Source organism: Streptosporangium sp. NPDC048886, assembly GCF_055586905.1.
Genome location: NZ_JBVJHH010000044.1, coordinates 15,633 through 41,900 on the forward strand (window position 1 = coordinate 15,633; position 26,268 = coordinate 41,900).

The following is a 26,268-nucleotide window of genomic DNA, read 5'->3' on the forward strand; positions in this document are numbered from 1 at the left end:
GGTATGCGATACCCCGACACCCTTCAGTGGTGGCGTCGCTTCTAGGCGGCGCAGGTTTCGCATTCGCGAGCACACAGACGGCCGCCCGGACAGGCGGCCCTCTCCATGTCCGCCTCCTCTGGGCACAAGTAATGACAAAGGGGCGAGGCTGCAAGTGGAGACGAGCGGATATACCACCGCCGGTGGCATCAAGGTCGAGGTCACGGCGTCAGATGTGCCCGAGACGGTGCTCGAAGACGTCGTCACGACGCTCGGCGAACGTCGCGGAGGCGTGCTCTCCTCCGGGATGGAGTATCCCGGCCGCTACAGCCGGTGGCACCTGGCCTACGTCGACCCCTGCCTGGAGATCGTGGCCAGGGGCCGCAGGATCGCCGCCCGCGCCCTGAACGCGCGGGGCAGGGTCGTGCTGCCGGCCGTCACGTCCTGCCTGCTGGCCGCGGGCAAGCCCACCGGGGAGGTGAGCGCCGACCACGTCGAGGTCTACGTCGCCGAGTCGGAGGACATCCTCCCCGAGGAGATGCGCAGCCGCCGCCCCACGGTCTTCACCGCGATCCGCGAGGTCATCGCCGCGTTCAAGGGTGAGGACGAGCACCTGGGGCTGTACGGCTCCTTCGGATACGACCTGGCCTTCCAGTTCGAGCCGGTCCGGCAGGTCCTCACCCGGGCGGGCGACCAGCGCGACCTCGTCCTGCACCTGCCCGACCGGGTGATGGTGATCGACCGCAAGCGGGAGACCAGCAAGGAATACCGCTACGAGTTCACCGTGGACGGGACCTCCACGCACGGCCTGGCCCGTGAGGGGGAGAGCGTCCCGCTGCCCGCCGCCCCCGTCGAGCTGCCCGCCGACCCGGAGAAGGGCGCCTACGCGAAGGTCGTCGCCGCGGCCAAGGAGAAGTTCGTCCGCGGTGACCTGTTCGAGGTCGTCCCCGGCCAGGTCTTCCACGCCCCCTGCACCGACCCCGCCGCCTTCTACCGGGGGCTGCGCCAGGTCAACCCCGCGCCGTACGAGTTCCTGTTCAACCTCGGCGAGGGCGAGCACCTGGTCGGCGCCTCCCCGGAGATGTACGTCCGGGTCAGCGGCGACCGCGTCGAGACCTGCCCGATCTCCGGCACGATCGCCCGCGGCGGCAACCCGATCGAGGACGCCGAGGCGATCCGCACCCTCCTGTCCAGCGTGAAGGAGGAGTCGGAGCTGACCATGTGCACCGACGTGGACCGCAACGACAAGTCCCGCATCTGCGTGCCGGGCAGCGTCCAGGTCATCGGCCGCCGCCAGATCGAGATGTACTCCCGGCTGATCCACACCGTCGACCACATCGAGGGCCGCCTGCGGCCGGAGTTCGACGCGCTGGACGCCTTCCTCACCCACATGTGGGCCGTCACCGTCACCGGCGCCCCCAAGTCCTGGGCGATGCAGTTCATCGAGGACCACGAGGCCACCACCAGGCGCTGGTACGGCGGGGCGGTCGGCTACATCGGCTTCGACGGCTCGATGAACACCGGCCTGACCCTGCGTACCGCGCAGATCCGCGGCGGCGTCGCCACCGTCAGGGCCGGGGCCACGCTGCTGTTCGACTCCGACCCGGAGGCCGAGGAGCGGGAGACCGAGCTCAAGGCCAGCGCGCTGCTCGGCGCCCTGGCCGCGGTCGGCGCGGCCCCGCAGGCGCAGGCCGCGCCGGAGCCGGTCCGGGAGCAGCCGGGCGAGGGGATGAAGGTGCTGCTCGTCGACCACGAGGACTCCTTCGTCAACACCCTCGCCGACTACTTCCGCCAGCAGGGCGCGGAGGTCGTCACGCTCCGGCACGGCTTCCCCGTCGGCATGATCGACGAGATCGCGCCGTCGCTCGTGGTGCTGTCACCCGGCCCCGGCTGGCCGTCGGACTTCGGCCTGACGGAGCTGGTCAGGGCGCTCTACGAGCGCGACCTGCCGGTGTTCGGCGTCTGCCTGGGCCTGCAGGGCATGGTCGAGCAGGCCGGCGGCACGCTGGAGCTGCTGTCCCACCCCGAGCACGGCAAGCGCGGGAGGGTGCGCCGGATCGGCGCCAGCGCCCTGCTGGACGGGCTCCCGGAGGAGTTCACCGCCGCCCGCTACCACTCGCTCCACGCCAAGCAGCCCGGGGTCGCCGGCTTCACCGCCACCGCCCTGACCCCCGACGGCGCGGTGATGGCGATCGAGGACGTGGCGAACAGGCGCTTCGCGGTGCAGTTCCACCCCGAGTCCATTCTCACCGCCGAGGGCGGAGCCGGAGCCAGGATCATCTCCAACGTCCTGCGGCTCTGCCGTACCTCTGCGTAGTGGCACGCGTGCGTAAAGGCACCCGAGATCACGCTCGGTAGCCATAGAGTGCTCCTGCCGTAGGACCGTGGGCGGGCCGGCCGGGCCGGCCCGCCCGCAGCCGTGGGAGGAGCCGACATGAGACCGCGGGACGCGCTGCCCGTCGAGCTGCCCGGCCCGGTCCGGGAGGCCCTGCTGGCGCCGCTGGTCGACCACCACTGCCGCGGGGTCCGCCGCGACGACCTGACCCGCGCCCGCTTCGAGAGGTTGATCACCGAGGCCGGGACCCCGGCGCCACCCGGCACCACCCACTTCGACACCCCCGCCGGGGCCGCGGTCCGCCGCTGGTGCGCCCCGGTCCTCGACCTGGACCCGCACGCGCCGCCGGCCGTCTACCTGGCCCGCCGGACCGAGCTGGGGCCCGCCGAGGTGAACCGGCGGCTGCTGCGCGCGGCCGGGATCGTGGCCTTCCTGGTCGACACCGGCCGCGACGGCCCCGAACTGCTCTCGGCGGCCGAGATGGGTCGGCTGGGCGACGCGGCGGCGGACGAGATCATCCGGATCGAGCAGATCGAGCAGGACGTCGCCGAGAAGGCGTCCTCCCCGGTCTCCTACATCTCCGCCCTCGGTCAGGGGCTCGCCGACGGCGCCGCCCGCGCCGTCGGCCTCAAGTCGGCCATCGCCTACCGGCACGGCCTGGACTTCGACCCCGCGCGGCCGGGCCGGGGCTCGGTGATCGCGGCGGCCGGCCGGCGGCTGGCCCGCCCCGGCGCGCGGCTCACCGATCCGGTGCTGCTGCGCCACCTGCTCTGGGCGGCCGTGGACGTGGCCAGGGAGCGCTGCCTGCCGCTGCAGTTCCACACCGGCTACGGTGATCCCGGCCTGGACCTCCACCGTGCCGACCCGGCGCTGATGACGGGCTTCGTCCGGGCGCTGCAGCCGATCGGCGTGCCGGTCGTCCTGCTGCACTGCTACCCCTTCCACCGCCAGGCGGCCTATCTGGCCAACGTCTTCCCGCACGTCTATGTGGACATCGGCCTCGTGCTGACCCGCACCGCCGCGGGGTCGGCCGCGGTCATGGGGGAGCTGCTGGAGCTCGTCCCCTTCCACAAGCAGCTGTTCGGCTCCGACGGCCACGGCGTGGCCGAGACCTGCCACCTGGGCGCCCTGTACTACCGGCGGAGCCTGGCCAGGGCGCTGGCCGTACGGCTGGCCGACGACGAGTGGAGCGTCCCGGACGCGGCCCGCGTGGCCCACCTGATCGGCTCCGGCAACGCCCGCCGGCTCTACCGGCTGTAGGCCGCGCCACCGTTGCGCGGCGCGTGGGATCCGTCCTCCGGCGCACTCCGCCCCGCCGGACCCGCTCCGCCGCGGCCCCGTCCGGACCTGGTCCGCCGCGCCGCGCGCGGCCTCGTCCGGGCCCGCTCCGCCGCGCCGCCCGCGGCCTCCGCCGGGGGCGGCGCTAGGCTTGCCTGGATCCCGTCCCCGTCACCGGAAAGGTCTGCGCCCATGGACCTGAGTCAGCCGCGTTTTCTCGACGACGTAACCGTCGAGCTGGTCAAACACAGCGCCTCGGACTCCGACGTGCTCTGGGCGGCGCGGGTGTCGACCGCGGGGGAGCAGTCCCTGGAGGAGCTCCACAAGGACCCCGAGCGGTCCAAGGGGCTGATCAACTTTCTGATGCGCGACCGGCACGGCAGCCCCTTCGAGCACAACTCGATGACCTTCTTCGTCAGCGCCCCGATCTTCGTCTTCCGCGAGTTCCACCGTCACCGGGTCGGCTGGTCCTACAACGAGGAGAGCGGTCGCTACCGGGAGCTGCAGCCCCACTTCTACGTGCCGGGCGTGGAGCGGAAGCTGGTCCAGGAGGGCCGTCCGGGCAAATACGTCTTCGTCGAGGGCAGCGAGGAGCAGCACAAGATCACGATCGAGGCGATGGAGGCGGCCTACCGGCAGTCCTACGCCGCCTACCAGGAGATGCTGGAGGCCGGGATCGCCCGTGAGGTGGCCAGGGCGGTGCTGCCCGTCGGCCTGTTCTCCTCGATGTACGCCACGTGCAACGCCCGTTCGCTGATGCACTTCCTCTCCCTGCGCACCAAGAACGAGCAGGCCAAGGTGCCCTCGTTCCCGCAGCGGGAGATCGAGATGGTGGCGGAGAAGATGGAGGCCGCCTGGGCGGAGCTCATGCCCCTCACCCACGCGGCCTTCGTCGCCAACGGCCGGAGCGCTCCCTAGCCTTTCCGTCGCCCCCGGCCTTCCCGATCTCCTGCGGGCGGGGCCGGGAGGCCGGCGCGGAGAGCGCCGAGGGCCGGGTCGGAGGTCTCCCGGCCGGTGCGGCCGGCCATCGGGAGACCTCCCCGGCCGGAGCGCGCCCGGCTCAGAGCGCCGCCGCGCGTACGGTCAGCACGTCCGGCAGGTGCCGGGCGACGGAGAACCAGCTCTCCCCGTCGTCGCGCGAGCCGTACACCTCGCCGTCGCGGGTGCCGAAGAAGATCCCCCTCTCCGAGGCGCACATCGCGTCACGCAGCACGGCGGCGTGGACCGGGCCCTCGGGCAGCCCGTCGGCCAGGGCCCGCCACGACGCGCCCGCGTCGTCGCTGCGGAAGACCCGGTAGCGGTGGTCGACGGGCGTACGGTCCACGTCGGCCTGGAGCGGGAAGACATACAGCGTGTCGGGCCGGTCGGGGTGCACGACCAGTGGGAAGCCGAAGTCGGAGGGGAGCGGGTCGCCGACGGAGGTCCACGAGCCGCCGAAGTCGTCGCTGCGGTAGACGCCGAAGTGGTGCTGGAGGAAGAGCCGCTCCGGCCGGGACGGATGCATGTCCACCTTGTGCACGCACTGCCCGAACTCGGGGTACTGCGACCCCTCAGGGAGGAAGGGGGCGCGGATCCCCTGGTTGGCGGCCTCCCAGGAGACTCCGCCGTCGGTGCTGCGGTAGAAGCCCCCGGAGGAGACCGCGACCGCGATGGTCTTGGGGTCGCTCGGGTGGAGGAGCACCGTGTGCAGGCACAGACCGCCGAAACCGGGCGCCCACTGGGGCCGGTGCGGATGGTTCCACAGGCCCTCCACCAGGGAGAAGGTGACGCCGCGGTCATCTGAGCGGAACAGCGCCCCCGGCTCGGCCCCGGCCCACACCACCTCCGGCTCGGACGGGGAGGGCTGGAGCTGCCAGACGCGGGTGAGCGCCGCCCCGGTCTCCTCGGGGAAGGCGATCGGGGCCTTGCCCGCCTCCTGCCAGGTCTCGCCGAGGTCGTCCGACCACATCACCGAGGGGCCGAAGTGGCCGTATTCGATCCCGGCGAGGATGCGGGGCACCGGACCGCAGGTGTCGATCGCGACCGAGTGCACGCCGATGGTGGAGAAGCGGACCGGCTCGACCTCGAACGGTCCGCCCCCAGCTGAGCGGGCCAGGAACAGGCCCTTGCGGGTGCCTATGGCGAGGAGCGTGTCGTGCATGACGGGTCTCCCTTCGGATGTGGCCTCATGCTGTCATCTCATGAGGTGCCCCGCCCGGATCTCGGTGGCTCTCCGTGGGTTGCGCCCGCCCCGGGCCGTGAACGCCGTTCAGGGCTCGCCGTGGACGACGTCCCTGCGGATGTCGGCCAGGGGCACCCCGCCCCGCTGGAGCCTGCGGACGGTCTCGTTGACCATGGCCGCCGGGCCGCAGACGTAGACGTCGTGGTCGGTCCAGGAGTGGAAGCGCTCCATCACCTCGGGCACCCGGCCCCGCAGGCCGTCGTAGCCGGGCTCGTCGGAGACCACGGGCAGCACCCTCAGCCAGGGGAAGGACGACTCCATCCGGATCAGGTCGGGCAGGTCGTAGAGCTCCCGCGAGTGCCGCGCGCCGCACAGCAGGTGGATGCCCGGCCGCCGCCCCGAGGCGATCACGTGCTCCACGACGGCCTTGAGCGGGGCGAGCCCGGTGCCTCCCGCGACGCACAGGATGTCGCGGCCGGAGTCGGCGGGGGCCATCGAGCCGACCGCCGGGCCGAGCATCAGGGTGTCGCCGATCCTGGTGTGCTCGACCAGCGCGGTGGAGACCCAGCCGCCGGGGACCGCCCGCACGTGCAGGCGGATGGTGTTGTCCGCCCGTGGCGCGTTCGCGATGGAGAACGCGCGCCAGACACGCGGCCAGCGCGCGGTCTGCACGTTGACGTACTGGCCCGGCAGATAGGGCAGGTGCTGGCCGGGACGCAGGGTGATCACTGCGATGTCCGGCGTGCGGAGCTCGTGGTCGATCACTTCGGCCAGCCACCACGCGGGCGAGACCCCCGAGTCGGACTCGGCCGACTCGATCATGAGATCGGCGGCGGCGGTGTACGCGGCGACCCACGCCGCCTCGATCTCGGCGGTCCAGATCTCGGCGGCGAAGCGCCTGACCGTGGCAAGCAGCGCGTTGCCGACCGCGGTGTAGTGCTCGGCGATCACCCCGTACTTGCGGTGGTCGCGGCCGAGCTGCCCGAGGAACGACGACAGGCTGCCCGGGCTGTCGAGGCTCCAGACGATCCTGGTCAGGGCGCTGAACAGGCGATCGCGCTGGACGTTCATGGCCGGCGGGAACATCCCCCGCAGATGCGGGCTCTCGGCGAACAGGCGGCCGTAGAAGTATGCCGCGGCCTTGTCGGCGACGGGCTCGACGACGGCGAAGCTCTCCTTGACGAGTCGCGGATTCAAAGACATGTGATCGAACCCACCCTAATTGATCGGACCAAAGTCCGATCATGCTGATCCACCTCCCTGACGGCTCCGGGTGACGAGCGTCCAGCGGCCCCGGCACACCTGGTCGCTCAAATTCGAGTCTTCCATCACCATGTGCACGTCACAACCGTTTCTCCATAATATAGCGGGAATTGCAACTATCGGTAATTGTGTTGTTATTCTCTGTGACCGAGCTACTTGTATTCGAAGGGATAAGTGAATAAGAATCGCATTTACCCGAAGTTGACGGTTTACCCGTTCTGTGGATTCCTGTCATGGCCCACGCCTCGGGCCTCGGGGAGACCGGCTCCTGCCGGCCGGCTCGGACGCCGTGCGAGGACCGGGCGGGCCGTCGCAGGCAACGATGGAGGACCTGGAGGGGGTCGGGCTGATGGGCTCGCGTGTTCGGCTGCCGCCGGTTCCGTCGCTCCGGATCGCGTCAGATGCGAGATGTCCGCGTCCTACGCCGCCGCCCGGCCGTGGCGCGGGCCGGGAAGTGGCATCGGCATAAGCGGTGACCTGCGAAAAGGTCGCACTTCGCGGCCACTGACCGCGGCCGCGCCCTCATCCCCTTCCTCGAGGCCGAGTGGCGCGCGACCGAGGCGGCCGTCGCGGAGCTCGACGACGAGATCCCCCATGCGCTCAGCGCGGCTGATCGACATCCGCCCCCTCGGCGCCAACCGGCCGTGCTGCCGGGAGGCGCGCTCCGCGGTGCTGCCCCATCTCGGGCAACGGCTGTGCAGCGAAGATCAATGAAGTGAACCAGGGCGGGTCCGCCCTGTCCGAGAGGCGGCGACCGGGCGCCTTCGGAGTCACCGACCGCCTGTGCTCCTCGCCTCGACGCCGGCCATGACGGCTCGGGCCACCTGTGCCGGCGGGGTCCCGGTCGTGTCGATGATCTCTGCTCCCCGGCTCAGCCAGGACAGGGCGGTGTGATAGTCCGGGACATGGTCGAGCCGCCATTGCCGGGCTCCGGTCTCGACGGTGTCCGTCTCGATCCGGTGAATGAGAGTGGCCTGGTCGGTGTGGAGCAGGAAGTGGTGGACGGGGATGCCGGCCTTCTCGAGTCCGGAGCGGATCTCCGCCCAGTACTGCTCGACGAGGACCGTCTGCGGGACGACGAGAACACCGCCGACATAGTCGAGCAGCTGCGAAGCCGTCTCTACGACCAGCCCGCGCCATGGCCGCCAATCCTGGAAGTCGCCGACCTCTGGCAGGCCGGGGACGTGCCGCAGCATGAATCCGACCTCTTCGGGGTCGAAGATCCGTGCTTCCGGGATCAGCCTGACAAGCTCCTTGGCAGTGGTCGTCTTGCCCGCGCCGAAGGTGCCGTTCAGCCAAATGATCATGGTGGCGAGTGTATCCACGCGGATGAGGTCACACATATGAATCGATCTCGTTGACCAGCTGGACGCTCGGCCGTACAGCCGCGAAGTGGCCACCTCCGCGGTGCGCGTGTCCTTGTCGCACCGAATGATCCCGCTCATCCTCGCGTGCCGGGTCTCCTGAGTGCGGTCCGCGCGGGACGGTCTGGGCGGGGTCGCCGGTGCCCTGCCCGGCGGTGGACCGCGCGTGAAATTCGACAGTCGTGAGATCCACGGAGTCGTGCACCGCTCCGCGGCCCCCGGTGGCCGCAGCGGGCGAAGAAGCGCAGGTAGCGGTGTTTGCGGCCGGTGGTTTCTGCGACCGTACGGGCCGGTGGTCCTGTGACCGGATGAGGGCCGCGTCACCCGGAGAGGCTCAGACGATCGGGGGGCGACCGGCGCGGGTCAGCCGTAGCACTGTGGTCCAGGACATCGGTCGGCGCTGTCCGTGTCCGCCGGTGAGGCCTTCGCGCAGGCCGGCGAACCAGACGGCGAGGTTGGCACGGGAGCGGATCCGGGTGAGGCTGAGCAGGGTCCAGGCCGTCAGATAGAGGGGGATCAGGGGAGCGGGCAGGCGGCGGTAGGCGAGCCAGACGCGGTTGCGGGCGACGAGGCGGTAGTAGCCGGCGTGCCGGGCGGGGTCGGTGGCCGGGTGGTGGATGACGACGTCGGGTGCGTACCAGCCGGTGCGTCCCAGGTCCCACAGCCGCCAGCTCAGATCGATGCCCTCGTGGAAGAGGAAGAAGTGGCCGGGCCAGCCGCCGGCCCGCTCGTAGTCGGCGCGGCGCACGAGGACCACGCCTTCGGCCATGACGGTGATGGTGCCGGGCCGGGCCGCGTCGCCGGCGCGTAGCCGCGGCACCCAGCGGCGCACGGTGACACCGGTGTCGGGGTCGGCGATGCGGGGTTGGATGTAGGCGGCCTCGGGGTGGCGGCGGGCTTCGGCGACGAGCCGGGCCAGGATGTCGGGGGCGGGCAGGACGGCGTCGTTGTCGAAGAAGAAGATGAACTCGCCGCCTGGCTCGGCCAGGGCGTCGGCGCCGACGTTACGGCCTTCGGGGATGCCCTCGTTGACGGGCAGTGTCACGGTGCGCACGCCGGCGGGCACATGGTCGGGCTCAACCCCGTTGCCCACGATGACCACACGCAGTTCGACGTCCTGCTGGGCGAGGAGGGAGGCCATCGCCCGCGGAAACACGGCGGGCCGATCGTTCATGGTGAGGACCACCACGTCGATGGTGGTCGTCAGGCTGGTCATCACGTCTCCGGACGGGGTGAAGCGCTCGGCGCGCAGGAGGGGTGCCACCCGGTGGGGGACGGGCGAGGTGGTCGTGTTCGGTGGTGCTGGCCACCCTAGCGCCGCACTCGCTGGATCTCGCCCGGACAGGCCACGAGGCGGCGGGCACCCGCTCGATGGCCGTCATCCTGGGCGGCTTGACCTGTCGGCAACGGCCGTCAGCGGGTATGGGGGGGCGCCGCCCGTGGATGGAGGACGAGATCGCATACGGCCACCGACGCCGTCCGTGCCGGGTGTGACCGGCCGTACGGCGCTGACCGGCCGTACGGCGACTCCGTGAGACGGCATATGGGCGCCGAGCTCAGTCCTTGACGACCTCCACCCAGTAGCGGCCGTCGCCGTCACGATGGGCGCCATGGATGTCGGTAGCCAGATCGGGGAAGGCCCGGTCGAAGTCCTCCAGAGCCTGCAGGTATGTCATCAGCGGGCCGTCGGCCGGGCCGGTCGCCTCGCCGGGCATCAGCATGGGGATCCCGGGCGGGGTGACCACCACCGTGGCCGCGGCGACCCGGCCCGGCAGGCCGGCCAGCGGGACGCGCTCGGTGCGGGCCCGGATCATGGCCTGGTAACAGTCGGCGGGAGTCGACACCGGCTCGGGCAGGGTGGTGAAGACCTGGTCGAGAAGCTTCCCGACCCCGGAGTCACGCAGTTTCTCGTGGACCAGGGTGCAGAACTTCTGCAGCGAGGTCGCGGGCGGCCCGAAGCCGGGCAGCACCTCCGCCAAGGGCAGATCTCCGTCGTAGGCGTTCTTGAAGTCGGTGAGCGCGTCGATCAGCGTGCCCCACTTGCCCTTGGTGATCCCCATGGAGAACAGCACCAGCAACGTGTGGTCGCCGGTCTTCTCCACCACGATGCCACGCCGCTGCAGGTAGGCGGCCACGACGCGGGCCGGGATGCCCCAGTCGAGCGTGCCCGTGGCGGCGTCGGCACCCGGGCAGGTGATCGTCACCTTGACCGGGTCGAGCATGCAGTAGCCCCCGGACATCCCGTCGAACCCGTGCCACGCGGCCCCCGCCTCCAGGGTCCAGCACCGGGGCTCGGCGCACAGCAGCGCCGGGTCGGCGTCGGCGAACGAGACGGTCTGGCCGGTGCGCGGGTCGGTGACCGTGGAGGGCTGCCAGACGCCGAAAAACCAGTCGGGCCGCAGGCCGTCCTCGCGGATGCGGGCGGCCAGCCGCACCATCGCCTTGCGGAACCGGACCGCCTCGACGATCGCCTCCCCGGTGAGGAACGGCCCCGACGGGCCGTCCATCATCGCCGCCGCGACGTCCAACGAGGCGATCATCGGGTAGAGCGGCGACGTGGAGGCGTGCATGAGGTAGGTCTCGTTGAACGCGTCGTAATCGACCGGCGCCCGCTCCGCGGGGCGGACGTGCAGCATCGCCGCCTGCGACAGCGCGGCCAGCAGCTTGTGCGTCGACTGGGTGGCGAACACGGTGGGGCGGCCCGGGCCCGGTAGCGTGCGCTCATCGACCGCCATGCCGTACCGGCCGGCGTAGAGCGGGTTGAACCGGGCGTAGGCGGACCACGCCTCGTCGAAGTGCAGCCGCGGCACGCTGGCGCCCAGCAGCTCGCCGACCCGCACCGTGTCGTAGCACACGCCGTCGTACGTGGAATTCGTGATCACCGCGTACGTCGGCTCTCCGGCGGCGAGGGGATGAGCGGCCACCCGCTCACGGACCGCGTCGGCCTCCAGTGCGGCGGGCGGGATCGGGCCCGCCAGCCCGAGCCCGTTGCGCTCGGGTACGAGATAGACCGGGCGGGCGCCGCTGATGGCCAGCGCGTGCTGGACCGACTTGTGGCAGTTGCGGTCCACCAAGACGGTGTCGTCGCGGGCGATCGCGTGGTGGCCGACGATGCGGTTGGCGGTGGAGTTGCCGTTGACCACGAAGAACGTGCGGTCGGCGCCGAAGACGCGGGCGGCGTTGCGCTCGGCCTCCCCGATCGGGCCGGTGTGGTCGAGCGGCGACCCCAGCTCGGTGACGGAGATGGACAGATCGGTGCGCAGCAGCCGCTCGCCGTAGAAGTCGAAGAACGCCCGCCCCACCGGCGACTTGAGGAACGCCACGCCGCCGGCGTGCGCCGGCGTGTGCCAGGAGTAGCGATGGTGATCCTGAAGGCGCCGCAGCGCGCCGAAGAAGGGGGGAAGGAGCCTTTCGGCGTACTGGTCGGCCGCGTAGGCGATGCGCCCGGCGATGAACTGCGGGGTGTCCTCCAGCGGGAAGACGTAGCCCTGGATGACCTCGTACACCCACAGCGGAAGCTCCTGCTCCTGGGTCATCAAGAAGACGGGCAGGCCGCGGAACCGCCTGGCCACCGCCTCCAGCAGCTCCTCGGCTCCCGGCGCGTCCCACGCCGCCAGCACCGCCGTCAGCGAGGCGTCCGACCCGACCACCGCCAGGGCGTCCTCGGCCCGGTGGGTCCAGCGCACCTGGAGCCCGAGCTCGTCCATCGCCGCGCACACGCGGCGGATCTGTTCGGCGAGCGCCGAATCGGCGTCAGGACGTTCGGTGACGGCGGCCAGAACCGTTCGCTCCATGCGGCACTCCGAGATCGAGGGGAAGGGGCGGGAAGGTCTTGCCAGCCCCACGCAATAGTAGCTGTGAGCAATTGAATTGCAACACTCCGTAATGACTGTGACGGCCTGGCGGCCCATGAGGTAGGGGGAGCCGTGGTGACGGCCGAAAATCGGGCGGATGCGGGAGGAGGCCCGCAAGGTGATCGAGCTGATCCTCGACCACGGTCCCGGAGCCGGCGTGAGAGCCCAAGGGTGTTTCCTGCTGGGAAGGACGGGGAAGGACCTGTCAGCTCTGCGTGAAGGCAAGGGGTACGCCGCAGGCGTCCTCGTCGGCGACGTAGAAGCGGTCAGGCGTGGTCCGGGTGGCGATTCCGTTGCTCTCGATGAGCGCGCCCTCGGGTGTGTGGGCCGCGTCGATGCGGACGCTGTCGGCCCGGACGGTGCGGATGCCTTCCGGGGGCGACGATGCCGAGCGGTTCGATGAACGACCTGCCGAAGTAGGCGCACCGGTTGGCGGTGCAGGTGCGCGTGAGCGGGTCGCCGGGCCGTTCGGTCAGCGGGTGCGGCGAGGCCGGGCTGAGCGTGAGGCCGAGAGCCTCATGGCGGGCGGAGGCCGGTCGAGGTCGGTGGTGATGAGCACGGTGTGGCCGATGTCGGCGACCTTCTCGGAAGGGTTCATGGCCGTTCTCCTTCGGTCGATTCCCTGGGCGCGGTGGGCTGAGAGGCGATTGGGCGGGTCACACGGCCGCTGCGATGGCGGCGGCGACGAAGAGCACTTGCAGGGCGGTGCGGGCGGGCAGCGGGGTCACCGGTCTGCCCGCCAGGGTGAGGCCGCGGCGGGCCGCTGAGACGTTGGCCGGGAACATGGCGGCCATGAGCAGCGCGAGCCCGGTCGCGGCGAACGGCGCCACCGGTGGGAGCAGCAGTCCGGCGGCGCCGGCCAACTCCAGTACTCCGGTGGTGGTGACCAGCAGGGCTGGGCGCGGGAACGCCGGCGGGATCATCGCGACGAAGTCGCGGCGCCACGAGGGCAGGAAGTGCGGCACGCCGGTGAAGGCGAACATCAGGGCGAGAGCGCCGCGCAGCGCGGGCTGCCACCCGTCCAGCATGTCGACCCCCGCTATGCCGAGCAGCCGCAGGACCACGAAGCCGCCGGTCAGGGCGATGAACGGAACCATCCGTCCTCCAATCTTGTCGTCGACAAGATTGGAGGACGTTCCCCATCTTGTCAACGTCAAGATAGGCTGGATCCGTCACATGAGATCATTGAGCGCGGAGGTGAGACAGATCGACCAGCCGACCTACCACCACGGCAACCTGCGGCGCGCCATCATCGACACCGCCCTGAAGGCGATCGGCGAGTCCGGCCCGGCCGGGTGGAGCCTGCGCGAACTGGCTCGCCGGGCCGGCGTCTCGCACGCGGCCCCCGCCCATCACTTCGGGGACAAGACGGGGCTGCTGACGGCCGTGGCCGCCGAGGGGTTCGAACTGTTCGCCGACAACCTGGAACGGGCGGCCGGGGACGTCTTCGAGGTCGGCGTGGCGTACGTCCGCTTCGCCGTCGACCATCGGCCCTACTTCGAAGTGATGTTCCGCCCCGAGCTGTACCGCGCCGATGACCCCGGCATGCAGGCGGCGCGCGAGCGCGCGGCCAACGTGCTCGTCGCCAGCGCGGGCACACTGTCGCCGAGCCCGGCGCAGGCCCGGTTGACCACGATCGCCGCCTGGTCGCTCGCCCATGGTTTCGCCGGCCTGTGGCTCAGCGGCAACCTTCCCGAAAGCGTCCACGACGATCCGGAGAGCACTGCCCGCTCGGTGATCCAGCTCATCTTCGGCCGGCCCTGAACCGCGGTACGGCGAGATCCCGGATGCCCGCCCGTAGCTGTCGGCGGGCACCCGCCTCGTCTCCCGCAGGGGCGTGTTTCCTGCGGGCCCGCCGTACCAGGCCATCAGGACGAAAAAGCCTCACTGATACCTCAGATGCGTGACACAACCGAAATCGCGTGCGCCATGATAGGGATCCTGCCGGAGATGGGATGGGTGCCGCCCGAAACGGGGGACACCGCCTTCCGCAAGGCCCCCTGGAGAACGCATGTCCCGACCCCTGATCGGTATCACCGCCTACCTCGAGGCCGCCCGCTGGGGCACCTGGGTCCGTGAGGCCGTCCTGTCGCCGCCCTCCTACGCCCGCGCCGTCGAGAAGGCGGGCGGCCTGCCGGTGCTGCTGCCGCCGCTGAACGCGGGCGGTGTCGACGACTACGTGCGCGATCTGTCCGGAGTGATCTTCGCCGGCGGTGGCGAGCTCGACCCGGCCCTGTACGGCGCGGCCCGCGAGGAACGGGTCGAGGAGCCCCAGCCCCACCGCGACCGCTTCGAGCTGGCGCTGGCCCGCGCCGCCGTCCAGGCCGACCTGCCGCTGCTCGCGATCGCCCGGGGCATGCACGTCCTGAACGTCGCCCAGGGCGGCAGCCTCATCCCCTGGCTCCCCGAGGCGGTCGACCACGACCGCCACGCCGCCGGCCGCGCGCACGTCATCCAGATCAGCGTGTCCAGCAAGCTGGGCAAGGCGGTGGGCGACCGCGCCGAGGTGACCGCGCCCCACCACCAGGCGGTCAAGCGGCTGGGCGCCGGCCTGCTCGCCGTGGCCTGGGCCGACGACCAGATCGTCGAGGGGGTCGAGCTCCAGGGGCACCGCTTCGCCGTCGGCGTCCAGTGGCACCCCGAGCGCGGGGAGGACAACCGGCTCGTCGAGGCGCTGGTCGAGGCCGCGGCCGGCTGACCCGGTCGGGCCGCCGATCCGGCCGAGGCGTTGCCGGCCGGTCCGGGGGCCGCCGGGTAATGTGCGGTCATGCCGTTGCACCCCCAGGCCGAGGCCTACGTGAAGCTGTTCCCGACGGATCTCGACACTCCCGTCTCCTTGCTCACTCCCGAACTGATCGCCCGGATGCGGACCATGGACGGCCTCGCCGAGCAGCGGGGGCCGGCCGTGCCGCTGCCGTCCGTCAGGGACGAGGTCGTGCGCGGGGTGCCGGTCCGGATCTACCGGCCGGAGGAGGGCGAGCACCCGCTGCCCGTGATCGTCTACTTCCACGGCGGCGGCTGGGTGTTCGGCAGCGTGGCCCGCAACGACGCGCTCGGCCGGGACCTGGCCGCGCGCACCGGGGCGGTCGTGGTCTCGGTGGACTACCGGCTCGCCCCCGACCACCCCTTCCCGGCCGCGGCCGACGACGCGTGGACGGTGGTCGAGGACGTCTTCGCCCGCCCCGAGGCGTATCTCGCCGACCCGGAGCGGATCGCCGTCTGCGGCGACAGCGCCGGGGGCAACCTGGCCGCCGTGGCGGCCTGGCGGGCCCGTGACGCGGGCCTGCGGCTGGCGCACCAGGTGCTGGTCTACCCGGTGACCGACGTCGCCATGGACACCCCGAGCTACCGCGACTACGCCACCGGTTTCGGGCTCGCCGCCCACGAGATGGCCTGGTTCGTCGAGCAGTACGGCGGGGATCCGGCCGACCCCGGGCTGGCCCCGGTCCGGCTGGCCGACAAGGCGGGGCTGGCCCCGGCGACGGTGATCACCGCCGAGTTCGACCCGCTGCGCGACGAGGGCGAGACCTACGCCGCCCAGCTCGCGGCGGCGGGGGTCCCGGTCGAGGTCAGGCGCTACGAGGGGGCGATCCACGGCTTCTTCGGCCTGCCCGGGTTCTTCGACCAGGCGGCCGAGGCGCGCGACTACGCCGCCGCGCGGCTCGGGGAGGCGTTCCGGTGAGGGACTACGAGAAGCTGAAGATCGACTGGGCCGCCGACGGGGTGCTCCGGATCGTGATCAGCGAGCCGCGCAGACTCAACGCCGTGGACATGACCGGCCACCGCGAGCTGGCCGAGGTATGGCGGGACGTGGACCGCGACGACGACGTGCGCGCGGTCGTCGTCCGCGGTGAGGGCGAGGTGTTCTCTGCGGGCGGTGACCTGTCGATGATCGAGGAGATGACGCGCGACCACGGCACGCGCATGCGCGTCTTCACCGAGGCACGCGACATCGTCTACAACGTGCTCAACTGTTCCAAGCCCGTCGTCTCAGCCATCCAGGGCCCCGCGGTGGGCGCGGGACTGGCGGTCGCGCTGCTGGCCGACATCTCCGTCGCCGGCCGTACGGCCCGCATCATCGACGGCCACACCCGGCTGGGCGTCGCGGCCGGCGACCACGCCGCCATCATCTGGCCGCTGCTGTGCGGACTGGCCAAGGCCAAGTATCACCTGCTGCTGTGCGAGCCGGTCAGCGGCGAGCAGGCCGAGGCGATGGGCCTGGTCAGCCTCTGCGTCGACGACGACCAGGTGCACGCGAGGGCAGTGGAGATCGCCGTCCGGCTGGCCGGCGGCTCGGCCGAGGCGATCCGCCTGACCAAATACTCCCTCAACAACTGGCTCCGCCTCGCCGGTCCCTCCTTCGACGCCTCCCTGGCCATGGAGTTCCTCGGCTTCACCGGCCCGGACGTGACCGAGGGCGTGCGGGCCGTCCGGGACAGGCGCCCGCCCAGGTTCGGCTGACCCCCGGGTCCGGGACAGGCGCCTGCCCAGGACCGGCCGGCCGTATGGCCGGTGAGAAGGCGTACATCCCGGTCCGGCCGGCCGGAGATACGCGATCAGGCCGGACATCCGTCCGGAAGGGGCGGGTGATATCCGTACGATGTTCGCTCCTGCTCGGAATTGCGCCATATTTCCGACCGTGTGCACATCAGGGGGTAATTTCGGACAGTCATCTGGCTACCTTCGTCGGCATGTCACCGGCCGATCGGAAGGAAGCGCTGATGGCGAAGACACAGGTGGTGCCGGCGGGGCCCGCGGAGGCGGCGCCCGGTCACCGGCTCGGACTCGCCCAGGGCACGGCCCTGTTCCTGGGCGCCGTGCTCGGGCCCGGTGTGCTGGCGATGCCGCACCTGGCCGCGGCGGCCGCGGGCCCGGCCTCCGTCGTGGCCTGGGCCGCGCTGCTGGCGCTCAGCGTGCCGGTCGCGCTGACCTTCGCCGCGCTGGGCGGCCGCTTCCCCGACGGCGGCGGGGTGGCCACGTTCGCCGCCCGGGCCTTCGGGGGCCGGGTGGCGGCGGTGACCGGCTGGTGGTTCTACTTCGCCGTCCCGATCGGCGTGCTGGCCGGAGCCATGGTCGGCGCCCGCTACGTCGCCTCGGGCCTGGGGCTCGGCCCCGCCGGGACGGTGGCGGTGACCTGCGCCCTGCTGGCCGCGGCCTTCGCCGCCAACTACGCCGGCCTGCGCTTCTCCGGGCGCCTGCAACTGATCCTGCTCGCCCTGCTGACCGCGCTCCTGGTGGCCGCCGTCGTGGTCGCCGCCCCCGCCGTGCGGCCGGGCAACTTCACCCCCTTCGCCCCCCACGGCTGGACCGGGGTCGCCCACGCGGCGGGGGTGCTCTTCTTCGCCTTCGTCGGATGGGAGGCCGCCAGCCACCTGTCGGCCGAGTTCGCCGACCCGCGCCGCCACCTGCCGCGGGCCACGGCGCTGACGCTGGCGACCGTGGGCGTGCTCTACCTGGGGCTGGCCGTCGTCACGGTCGGTGTGCTCGGCGGCCGGGCCGCCTCCTCGCCGGTCCCGCTCGCCCTGCTGCTGGAGGAGGGCGTGGGCGCCCTGGCCGGGCCGCTCACCGCGGTGGCGGCCGTGCTGCTGAGCTTCGGCGCGGTCAACGCCTACATCGCCGGGGGAGCACGGCTGGGCGCCGCGCTGGCCCGAGACGGCGCCCTGCCCCGCCCCCTGGCGAAGGGGGCGGCGCCGGGAGAGGTGCCCGCCCGCAGCCTCACCCTCCTGGCCGTGCTGACCGCCGCGCTCACCGCCGCGGCGACGCTCGGCGACCTCGACCTCGACACGCTCATGCGCGCCACCTCGGCCTGCCTGGCGGCCGTCACCGCGGTCGGCGTCGCCGCCGCGACCCGGCTGCTGCCCCCGCCGGGGCGCCAGGTCGCCACCGTGGCCACGGCCCTCACCCTTGTCCTGCTGGCCTCCTGCGGGCCCTACCTCCTCGTGCCCGCCGTGCCGGCGGCGGCCGGCCTCCTGGCCGCCGTGCGGGGCGCGGCGGGCGGTCTCAGGGCCGCAGGCGCTCGTGCAGGCCGGCCAGGCCCGGCTCGAAGATGGCGCGGGTGAGGATCCTGGTCATCTTCGCCTCGTCGTCGGCCTCGAAGGCGGCCGACCACTCGACGAAGGCCCGGCCGCTGTCGGTGACCGGCGAGACGCGGTAGGAGCCCCGGTAGTCCCGCAGCGGCAGCGGGCTCTCGACGATCTCGTAGGTCGCCGAACGGGCGCCGTCGTCGAGGGTGAGCAGCCGCTCCCGGAAGAGGCCGCCCGCGCCCTCGACCCTGCGCACCGCCCCGGGCCGGGAGCCGTCGCCCTCCTCGATCTCGCAGAGCGCGACTCCGGGCAGCCACTCGGCCAGGTTGCCGAAGTCTCTCAGATAGGCCCACACCTCGTCGGCTGAGGCGTTGACCACGGTGCTGGCATAGGCGGACATCGGCCACTCCCTCGTGTGCGTCCCGACCTGCCTACGGTCCTGCCCGTACGGCCGGCCCCGCAACCGGCTCAGAAGCTCCTGGGCAGCCCCAGGACCTGGGTTGCCAGGTAGTTGAGCAGGAGCTCCTCGGTGACCGGGGCGACCTTGCCGATGCGGGCGTCGGCCAGCAGGCGGGCGACCGGATACTCCAGCGAGTAGGCCATGCCGCCGTGGGTCTGGAAGGCGTGGTCGGCCGCCTCCCAGGCCGCCTGGGAGGCGGTCAGCTTGGCGATGTTGGCCTCGGTGCCGCACGGCCGGTGGTTGTCGAACAGCCAGGCGGCCTTGTAGAGCATCAGCCTGGCCAGCTCGATCTTGGCCTTGACCTGGGCGAGGGGGAAGGCGATGGCCTGGTTGGCCCCGATCGGGCGGCCGAAGACCTCGCGCTCCTTGGCGTACTGCACGGCCACCTTCAGCGCGACCTCGGCGCCGCCCAGGGCGGAGGCCGCCAGCAGGACGCGCTCGGGGTTGAGGATGTCCCACAGCACCAGCGCGCCCTGGTCCACCTCGCCCACCACGTTCGCCGCCGGCACCCGCAGGTCGTCGACGAAGACCATGTTGGACGGGGTGGTGTTGGCGCCCATCTTCGGGATCGGCCGGAAGGACAGCCGCCCGGCGGCGACCGCCTCGGGCACGTTCACCAGGAAGACCGTCAGGCCGTTGGTGCGGGGCCTGGCCTCGGCGGCCGGGACGGTCCGGGTGACCAGCAGCATCCAGGTGGCGCGCTGCACGCCGGTGATCCAGATCTTCTGGCCGTTGACGACGTATTCGCCGCCGTCGCGCCGGGCGAAGGTGGAGATGCCCAGGGCGTTGGAGCCGGCGTCGGGTTCGGTCAGGGCGAAGCAGGTCTCCAGCTCGCCGGTGGCCAGCTTGGGCAGCAGCTCCTCGCGCTGCCACCGGCTGCCGTGCCGGGCCAGGGTCATGGCGCCGAAGCCCGGCGTCAGGACGTAGGTGAACGCCGACCCCCCGGCCGAGCCGGAGGCCGACAGGGTCTCGGTGGCCACGGCCAGCTCCAGCAGGCCCTGGCCGCCTCCGCCGTACTCCTCGGGGACGGCCAGGCCGAGCCAGCCGCCCTTGGCCAGCTCCGCCCAGACCTCCTCGGGCCAGCGCTTCTCGGTCTCGCAGCGCTGCCAGTAGTCCAGGTCGTAGCGTGCGCAGATGTCGGCTATGCCGCGCTGGACGGCGAGGGCGCTGTCGGGAAGCGTGAAGTCCACCGTGATCAACTCCGTTCAGTTGCGTGCGCAATGGTAGAACGGAGTTCTGTTCGGGTTCCAGCCCCGCCGCGCGACGACCTGCCGCGGCCCGGCCGCGGCAGGTGGCCCGCCGCCGCTCAGCCCTGGCCGACGACCTGCTCCCGCGGCCTGCGCGCGTGGTAGACGAAGGCCGGGGGGAGGTTGCCCCACACCGTCCGGCCCACCACGACCTCCTCGAAGGTGTCGAGCAGGCGCTGCCGGAAGCGCTGCGCGGGGGGCAGGCGCTTGGCGAAGCTGTAGGCGAAGGTGGTGAAGGCCGTGTTGGAATCCATGATCGCGATGACGGCGTCCATCAGGCGCGTCTGCGTCTCCTCCGAGAACGCCGCCCAGGGGAGCCCGCTCACGACCGCGTCGGCCCGGTGGAAGCCGCGCTCCTGCAGCAACTGCGGCAGCCGCGCCGCGTCCTCGACCACGACGTCGACCTTCGGGTGCCGGGCGGCGAGGAACTCGGCCAGCCTGGGGTTGATCTCGATCGCCATGTGATGACCCCGGCCGCCCAGCCGCCGCTGGATCTCCGCGGTGAACGCCCCGGTGCCGGGACCGAGCTCGACGACCACGGGGTCACCTCGGTGGGGGACCGGCGTGGTCACCGTCTCGGCGAGCCGACGCGAGCTCGGAGCCACCGCCCCGACGGTTCCCGGGGAACGGATCCACTGCCCCAGGAACAGCGTGGTGTCATTGGTCATGCTGTGAAGAGTAAATGCTCTCCGAGCCGCGTGGCTCAGTCCTTCGGCCGATCTTTCGGCCACTCGCAGGAGGAGGGCCCCCTCCTGCGGGAGGAGGAGCCGGGCGGGCCAGCCGGCTTCCGGCCGCCACGGACAGGCCGGGCCCGCGCGACCGCACCCAGGCTGCGGTGGCCGCCCACCGGACCGGCCCGGTCCGCGGACTCCCGCCCGGTCGCGAATCCGCCACGAGGCGGATCGAGGAGTCACCCCCCAGGCTGACGACCCGGCACGTCCGCCGCGGCCACGATGTGCTTCCAACCAGTCACCCGAGGAAGGACACATCCCATGCAGGAGGTCGTCGCCCCGCCGTCCACAGCCCAGGGCCGCCCCGTCCCCGCCGGCCTGCTCTACAGCCTGCGCATCCTGGTCACCGCCCAGGCGGCCGGCCTGGTCGTCGCCGCCTCGTTCGCCGGCCAGGCCGTGCAGAGCGGGGGAGAGCTGGCCGAGACCCACGTCATGGCCGGAATGGTGGTGCATCTGATCGCGCTGCTGCAGATCATCGCCGCCGTGCTGCTGTGGCGGCCGGGCCGGGGCGCGGGGTGGCCCGCGCTGGCCAGCCTCGGCCTGCTCCTGGTCGGCATGGGTCAGCACTTCAGCTGGGAGATGCTCGGCACCCACGTGCCCAGCGGCCTGGCCCTGTTCGGCCTGACCGTGGCCGTGCTGATCTGGGCCTGGTCGCCCCGCGCCGCCGTACGCCGCTCCTGAGAGCCCCGCCGCGGGCGCCACCGGACCCACCTGGGCCCGGTGGCGCCCGCGGCGCCGTTTCCGGCCTCCGGCCGGGTGGAAAGTCCCTCGCGAGGGCCTGAGGGCCGCAGCGGCCCCGTGGGCCGTCCGTGAGACCCCCGCGCCCCGGCGCGGGCCGTCGCAGGCCGGGACGATGGGTCCGGAACGGGCGGCACCGCCCATGCACGCCCCGCACCGGTAGGGTCGGCATCAAGTGCGGGGACGGGAGACATGCGGGTGAATCCGGAAGCATCGGGGGCCGAGGACCGAATCTGGACGGTTCCCAACGCGTTGAGCCTGGCCAGACTGCTCGGCGTGCCGGTCTTCCTCTGGCTGGTGCTGGGGCCTAGGGCCGACGGCTGGGCGGTCGCGCTGCTGATGCTGGCCGGCTTCTCCGACTGGCTCGACGGCAAGATCGCCCGGGCCTGGAACCAGACCAGCAGGCTCGGCCGTCTGCTCGACCCGCTGGCCGACCGGCTCTACATCCTGGCCACCCTGTTCGGCCTGGCCATGCGGGACATCATCCCCTGGTGGCTGGCGCTGGCGATCCCGCTGCGCGACGTGATGCTGCTGGGCATCCCGCCCATCCTGCGCCGTCTCGGATACGGCCCGGCGCTGCCGGTGCACTTCCTCGGCAAGGCCGCCACGGCCAACCTGCTCTACGCCTTCCCGCTGCTCTTCCTCGCCCACCACGACGTCTGGTACGCGGATGTGGCCGGAATCGTCGGCTGGTCGCTCGCGATCTGGGGCACAGGGCTGTACTGGTGGTCCGGGGTGCTGTATTGGGTACAGGTGCGGCAGCTCGTCAGAGGAGCCAGACGCCTTAAGAGGTGATGTGTGAAGGCCGTTGTGATGGCGGGCGGGGAAGGGACACGGCTCCGGCCGATGACCGCGAACCAGCCCAAACCCCTGTTGCCTGTGATCAATCGGCCGATCATGGAGCATGTGCTGCGTCTGCTGAAGCGGCACGGGCTCACCGAGACCGTGGTGACCGTGCAGTTCCTGGCGGCCCTGGTCCGCAACTACTTCGGCGACGGCGACGAGCTCGGCATGAGCCTGTACTACGCCACCGAGGACGTCCCGCTCGGCACCGCCGGCAGCGTCAAGAACGCCGCCGACAGGCTCCGCGACGACCGCTTCCTCGTCATCTCCGGCGACGCGCTCACCGACATCGACCTGACCGACATGATCCGCTTCCACCGGGAGCACGGCGCGCTGGTCACCATCGGGCTCAAGCGGGTGCCCAACCCGCTGGAGTTCGGCATCGTCATCGTCGACGACCAGGGCAGGGTGGAGCGCTTCCTGGAGAAGCCCACCTGGGGCCAGGTCTTCTCCGACACCGTCAACACCGGCATCTACGTGATGGAGCCGGAGGTCCTCGACGAGATCGCCGCCGGTGAGGCGGTCGACTGGTCGGCGGACGTCTTCCCCCGCCTGCTGGCCCGCGGCGCCCCCCTGTACGGCTACGTCGCCGAGGGCTACTGGGAGGACGTCGGCACCCACGAGAGCTACCTCAGGGCCCAGGCCGACGTGCTGTCGGGCCGCGTCAAGGTGGACATCGACGCCTTCGAGGTCTCGCCCGGCGTCTGGGTGGCCGAGGGCGCCTCGGTGGACACCGACGCCGTGCTAAAGGGCCCGCTCTACGTCGGCGACTACGCCAAGGTCGAGGCCGGGGCCGAGCTGCGCGAATACACCGTCCTGGGCAGCAACGTCGTGGTCCGCGAGGGCGCCTTCCTGCACCGCGCCGTCGTCCACGACAACGTCTACGTCGGACCGCGCGCCCACCTGCGCGGCTGCGTCATCGGCAAGAACACCGACCTGATGACCGGGACCAGGATCGAGGAGAGCGCCGTCGTCGGCGACGAGTGCATCATCGAGGCCGAGGCCTACGTCTCCTCCGGGGTCAAGGTCTACCCGTTCAAGACCATCGAGGCGGGGGCGGTGGTCAACACCAGCGTCATCTGGGAGCCGCGCGGCCAGCGCAACCTGTTCGGCCCGCGCGGGGTGTCCGGGCTGGTCAACGTGGAGATCACCCCCGAGCTGTGCGTACGGCTGGCCAGCGCCTACGCCACCACCCTCAAGAAGGGCACCTCGGTCATCACCTCCCGCGACTCCTCGCGCGCCGCGCGGGCGCTGAAGCGGGCCGTGATCAGCGCCCTGAACGCCAGCGCGATCAACGTGCTCGACCTGGAGGCGGCCCCGCTGCCGGTCTCCCGCTTCCACACCGCCAGGGAGAACGCCGTCGGCGGCATCGCGCTGCGCACCACCCCCGGAGACCCGCAGAGCGTCGACATCGTCTTCATGGACGAGCACGGCGCGGACCTGTCCCAGGCGGCCCAGCGCAAGCTGGACCGGGTCTTCTCCCGGCAGGAGTTCCGCCGCGCCTTCCCGGGGGAGATCGCCGAGCTCAGCTTCCCCGCCCGGGCGGTCGAGGACTACACCCACGAGCTGCTGCGCTGCGTCGAGATGACCGGGGTCCGCGACGCCGACATGAAGGTCGTGGTGGACTGCGCGGGCGGCACCTCCTCGCTGGTGCTGCCCAGCCTCCTCGGCCGGGTCGGGGTGGACGTGCTCACCGTCAACAACAGGCTGGACGACGCCTCGCCCACCGAGACCCTCGCCGAGCGCCGCCGCGACCTGCAGCGCCTGTCGGAGCTCGTCAGCTCCTCCAGGGCGGCCTTCGGGGTGCGGTTCGACCCCGTGGGGGAGCGGGTCGCGCTGGTGGACGAGATGGGCCAGCTGATCAGCGAGGAGCGCGCCCTGCTGGTGGTGCTGGACCTGGTGGCGGCCGAGCGGCGCGGCGGCAGGGTGGCGCTGCCGGTCACCACTACCCGGGTGGCCGAGCAGGTCTGCCGCTTCCACGGGGTGCAGGTCGAGTGGACCTCCACGGCCGTCGACGCGCTCACCGCCGCCGCGCGGGGACGGGACATGATCTTCGCCGCGGACGGGCGGGGCGGCTTCGTCGTGCCCGAGTTCGGCCCCACGGTGGACGGCCTGGCGGTGTTCCTGCGCCTGCTCGGCCTGGTCGCCCGGACGCGGCTGTCGCTCAGTCAGATCGACGCCCGGATCCCCGAGGCCAGGCTGCTGCGCCGCACCGTCCCGACCCCGTGGGCGGCCAAGGGGGTGGTGATGCGCTCGGTGATCGAGGCCGCCGAGCGCTACCGCATCGACACCACCGACGGGGTGCGGGTGGTCGCCGAGGACGGCAGCTGGGCGCTGGTGCTGCCCGACCCGGCCGAGGCCGTCACCCACCTGTGGGCCGAGGGCGGCGACGTCGACTCCGCCCAGAGCCTGCTCGAACACTGGGCGCGGGTCGTGGAGGAGGCGGCGGCCACGTGAGCGGGCGGTCCCGGACGGCGGGCGACGGCGTGAGCGGGCGGTCCCGGGTGGCGGGCGCCGGTGCGAGCGGACCGGCAAACCCAGCGCGGCGGCATGGACCGGGGACGCCGCGCGGCTGTAACTTTGTCACCGACCGAACCCGCGGTCGGGCGTCTGCCTTGATCTCTGCTTCTCAACGGTGTATGTTGCGGCATTCGCAGTCTGAGAAAATACCTGAGAAGCGAAGAAGCGAGGCGCGCATCCCTGAGCACCGTTGCCGCGTCTTCGCGGTAGGAGGCCGAGCCGATCGATGCCGAGCGTCTACTGCACGCAGTGCGGTCATGCCAACCCTGAGGATGCCCGTTTCTGTTCACGATGCGGGTCGCCGCTGACCAGGTCCGAACCACCCGGAGACAGCACTTCCACCATCTCCCTCTCCGGGATCGAGGCCTACGAGGCGGAGACCGGAGAGACGCTTCTCGCCGAGCGGCAAGCCGTCGAGCAGCTGCCCCCGGGCACCGCTCTGCTGGTGGCCATGCGTGGCCCCAACGCCGGCAGCCGCTTCCTGCTGGACAGCGATCTCACCACGGTGGGCCGCCACCCCGAGAGCGACATCTTCCTCGACGACATCACCGTCTCGCGACGTCATGTGGAGTTCTACCGGCGTGGCGGCGGGGTCTTCACCGTCCGCGACGTCGGCAGCCTGAACGGCACCTACGTCAACCGTGAGCGGATCGAGGAGGTCCCGCTGTACGGCGGGGACGAGGTCCAGATCGGCAAGTTCCGCCTGGTCTTCCTCACCCGCGGCGCCGCTGGAGGATGATGAGCTCGCAGGCCGCTCGTGCGCACATGAGCATCGGGGAGGTGCTCGCCCTCCTGCAGGGCGAGTTCCCCGATGTCAGCATCTCCAAGATCCGTTTCCTGGAGGGCGAGGGGTTGATCGAGCCGGAGCGCAGTCCCTCCGGTTACCGTAAATTCTCCTACGCCGACGTCGAGCGGCTCCGCTACATCCTCAGCGAGCAGCGTGACCGCTACCTGCCGCTGCGCGTGATCAAAGATCATCTCGAGGCCGCCGACCGTGAGGAACGGCCGGTGGCCCGCCCGCGCGCCGTCCCCGACGACGCGCCCTCCCAGGTCCGCCTCACCCGTGAGGAGCTGCTCGCCGCCGCCGAGCTCAGCGAGGAGACCCTCACCGAGCTGGAGGACTACGGCCTGCTGGCCGCGGTCGCCCGCTACTACGACGCCGAGGCCCTGGCCGTGGCCCGCAGCGTCGGCGCACTGGCCGCCTTCGGGCTGCACGCCCGCCATCTGCGGGCGGTCAAGGCCGCGGCCGAGCGCGAGGCCGGGCTGGTGGAACAGGCCATCGCCCCGCTGCTGCGCCGCCGCGGGCCGGGCGCCATCGACCAGGCCGACGAGACCGCCCGGGAGATTTCCGGCCTCCTGCTGGAATTGCACGCCTCGCTGGTACGTTCCGGCGTGCGTGGGGTGCTGGGCCGGTGACAACCTGACCAGGCACTCGTACCCCCACGAGTGTTACGTTGAACAAACCGGTCGGA

The 26,268-nt window shown here is 71.8% G+C and carries 23 protein-coding genes and 1 pseudogene; 13 read left to right on the plus strand and 11 right to left on the minus strand.

The window, feature by feature from the left end; translation table 11 throughout:
* Positions 1-154 precede the first annotated feature (154 nt).
* The 3 genes from ACZ6R6_RS39250 (at position 155) to thyX (ending at position 4,510) form a co-directional block, all read left to right on the plus strand.
* On the plus strand, positions 155-2,296 hold the full coding sequence (locus tag ACZ6R6_RS39250; protein ID WP_470102011.1) for an anthranilate synthase component I: 2,142 nt from the start codon (positions 155-157) through the stop codon (positions 2,294-2,296).
* Between the two features lie 117 nt (positions 2,297-2,413).
* Complete coding sequence (locus tag ACZ6R6_RS39255; protein WP_470102012.1) at positions 2,414-3,574, plus strand: amidohydrolase family protein; 1,161 nt, start codon at positions 2,414-2,416, stop codon at positions 3,572-3,574.
* 210 nt (positions 3,575-3,784) lie between these two features.
* Entirely contained in the window at positions 3,785-4,510 is a 726-nt protein-coding gene (gene thyX, locus ACZ6R6_RS39260; RefSeq protein ID WP_470102013.1) for an FAD-dependent thymidylate synthase, read from the plus strand.
* A gap of 142 nt (positions 4,511-4,652) precedes the next feature.
* On the opposite strand, the gene ACZ6R6_RS39265 is transcribed toward thyX, so the two are convergent.
* The 8 genes and pseudogenes from ACZ6R6_RS39265 to ACZ6R6_RS39300 form a co-directional block, all read right to left on the minus strand.
* Positions 4,653-5,732: a WD40/YVTN/BNR-like repeat-containing protein gene (locus ACZ6R6_RS39265; protein ID WP_470102014.1), complete on the minus strand. Its 1,080-nt coding sequence runs from the start codon at positions 5,730-5,732 to the stop codon at positions 4,653-4,655.
* Positions 5,733-5,840: 108 nt separating this feature from the next.
* A complete protein-coding gene (locus tag ACZ6R6_RS39270) occupies positions 5,841-6,956 on the minus strand; it encodes a globin domain-containing protein (RefSeq protein WP_470102015.1) in 1,116 nt (371 codons plus the stop codon).
* 830 nt (positions 6,957-7,786) lie between these two features.
* Complete coding sequence (locus ACZ6R6_RS39275; RefSeq protein WP_470102016.1) at positions 7,787-8,323, minus strand: P-loop nucleotide/nucleoside kinase family protein; 537 nt, start codon at positions 8,321-8,323, stop codon at positions 7,787-7,789.
* A 391-nt stretch (positions 8,324-8,714) separates the two neighbouring features.
* Positions 8,715-9,596, minus strand: coding sequence for a glycosyltransferase family 2 protein (locus tag ACZ6R6_RS39280; protein WP_470102017.1), 882 nt, complete (start codon positions 9,594-9,596; stop codon positions 8,715-8,717).
* A gap of 340 nt (positions 9,597-9,936) precedes the next feature.
* Entirely contained in the window at positions 9,937-12,174 is a 2,238-nt protein-coding gene (locus ACZ6R6_RS39285) for an Orn/Lys/Arg family decarboxylase (RefSeq protein WP_470102018.1), read from the minus strand.
* Between the two features lie 326 nt (positions 12,175-12,500).
* A pseudogene (locus ACZ6R6_RS39290) lies at positions 12,501-12,719 on the minus strand (hypothetical protein); the annotation flags it as partial.
* The gene (locus ACZ6R6_RS39295) at positions 12,707-12,832 is read right to left on the minus strand and encodes a hypothetical protein (protein ID WP_470102019.1); all 126 of its coding nucleotides are present in this window, start codon (positions 12,830-12,832) and stop codon (positions 12,707-12,709) included. The gene ACZ6R6_RS39295 and the pseudogene ACZ6R6_RS39290, both read right to left, overlap by 13 nt.
* A gap of 58 nt (positions 12,833-12,890) precedes the next feature.
* The gene (locus ACZ6R6_RS39300) at positions 12,891-13,331 is read right to left on the minus strand and encodes a DoxX family protein (RefSeq protein ID WP_470102020.1); all 441 of its coding nucleotides are present in this window, start codon (positions 13,329-13,331) and stop codon (positions 12,891-12,893) included.
* Positions 13,332-13,431: 100 nt separating this feature from the next.
* Here ACZ6R6_RS39300 and ACZ6R6_RS39305 point away from each other — a divergent pair, with 100 nt between their 5' ends.
* The 5 genes from ACZ6R6_RS39305 to ACZ6R6_RS39325 all read left to right on the plus strand — a co-directional run bounded on the left by ACZ6R6_RS39305 (position 13,432) and on the right by ACZ6R6_RS39325 (position 18,293).
* Positions 13,432-13,998: a TetR/AcrR family transcriptional regulator gene (locus tag ACZ6R6_RS39305; protein WP_470102021.1), complete on the plus strand. Its 567-nt coding sequence runs from the start codon at positions 13,432-13,434 to the stop codon at positions 13,996-13,998.
* Positions 13,999-14,245: 247 nt separating this feature from the next.
* The gene (locus ACZ6R6_RS39310; RefSeq protein WP_470102022.1) at positions 14,246-14,932 is read left to right on the plus strand and encodes a gamma-glutamyl-gamma-aminobutyrate hydrolase family protein; all 687 of its coding nucleotides are present in this window, start codon (positions 14,246-14,248) and stop codon (positions 14,930-14,932) included.
* Between the two features lie 69 nt (positions 14,933-15,001).
* Positions 15,002-15,916: an alpha/beta hydrolase gene (locus tag ACZ6R6_RS39315; protein WP_470102023.1), complete on the plus strand. Its 915-nt coding sequence runs from the start codon at positions 15,002-15,004 to the stop codon at positions 15,914-15,916.
* On the plus strand, positions 15,913-16,695 hold the full coding sequence (locus tag ACZ6R6_RS39320; protein ID WP_470102024.1) for an enoyl-CoA hydratase/isomerase family protein: 783 nt from the start codon (positions 15,913-15,915) through the stop codon (positions 16,693-16,695). Before ACZ6R6_RS39315 ends, ACZ6R6_RS39320 begins: the two co-directional genes overlap by 4 nt.
* Before the next feature lie 260 nt (positions 16,696-16,955).
* Positions 16,956-18,293, plus strand: a complete 1,338-nt coding sequence (locus tag ACZ6R6_RS39325; protein ID WP_470102025.1) for an APC family permease — start codon at positions 16,956-16,958, stop codon at positions 18,291-18,293.
* On the opposite strand, the gene ACZ6R6_RS39330 is transcribed toward ACZ6R6_RS39325, so the two are convergent.
* The 3 genes from ACZ6R6_RS39330 to ACZ6R6_RS39340 all read right to left on the minus strand — a co-directional run bounded on the left by ACZ6R6_RS39330 (position 18,235) and on the right by ACZ6R6_RS39340 (position 20,632).
* On the minus strand, positions 18,235-18,657 hold the full coding sequence (locus ACZ6R6_RS39330; RefSeq protein ID WP_470102026.1) for an SRPBCC family protein: 423 nt from the start codon (positions 18,655-18,657) through the stop codon (positions 18,235-18,237). The genes ACZ6R6_RS39325 and ACZ6R6_RS39330 overlap by 59 nt on opposite strands.
* Positions 18,658-18,725: 68 nt before the next feature.
* A complete protein-coding gene (locus ACZ6R6_RS39335) occupies positions 18,726-19,907 on the minus strand; it encodes an acyl-CoA dehydrogenase family protein (protein WP_470102027.1) in 1,182 nt (393 codons plus the stop codon).
* A gap of 116 nt (positions 19,908-20,023) precedes the next feature.
* A complete protein-coding gene (locus ACZ6R6_RS39340) occupies positions 20,024-20,632 on the minus strand; it encodes a class I SAM-dependent methyltransferase (RefSeq protein ID WP_470102028.1) in 609 nt (202 codons plus the stop codon).
* 324 nt (positions 20,633-20,956) lie between these two features.
* Here ACZ6R6_RS39340 and ACZ6R6_RS39345 point away from each other — a divergent pair, with 324 nt between their 5' ends.
* The 5 genes from ACZ6R6_RS39345 to ftsR all read left to right on the plus strand — a co-directional run bounded on the left by ACZ6R6_RS39345 (position 20,957) and on the right by ftsR (position 26,212).
* A complete protein-coding gene (locus ACZ6R6_RS39345) occupies positions 20,957-21,376 on the plus strand; it encodes a hypothetical protein (protein WP_470102029.1) in 420 nt (139 codons plus the stop codon).
* A 249-nt stretch (positions 21,377-21,625) separates the two neighbouring features.
* Positions 21,626-22,228 (plus strand): CDP-alcohol phosphatidyltransferase family protein, encoded by a 603-nt coding sequence (locus ACZ6R6_RS39350; RefSeq protein WP_470102030.1) that lies wholly within the window; start codon positions 21,626-21,628, stop codon positions 22,226-22,228.
* A 3-nt stretch (positions 22,229-22,231) separates the two neighbouring features.
* A complete protein-coding gene (locus ACZ6R6_RS39355) occupies positions 22,232-24,733 on the plus strand; it encodes a sugar phosphate nucleotidyltransferase (RefSeq protein ID WP_470102031.1) in 2,502 nt (833 codons plus the stop codon).
* A 289-nt stretch (positions 24,734-25,022) separates the two neighbouring features.
* Positions 25,023-25,535: an FHA domain-containing protein gene (locus tag ACZ6R6_RS39360; RefSeq protein ID WP_271217508.1), complete on the plus strand. Its 513-nt coding sequence runs from the start codon at positions 25,023-25,025 to the stop codon at positions 25,533-25,535.
* A gap of 26 nt (positions 25,536-25,561) precedes the next feature.
* On the plus strand, positions 25,562-26,212 hold the full coding sequence (gene ftsR / locus ACZ6R6_RS39365) for a transcriptional regulator FtsR (RefSeq protein WP_470102032.1): 651 nt from the start codon (positions 25,562-25,564) through the stop codon (positions 26,210-26,212).
* Positions 26,213-26,268 lie beyond the last annotated feature (56 nt).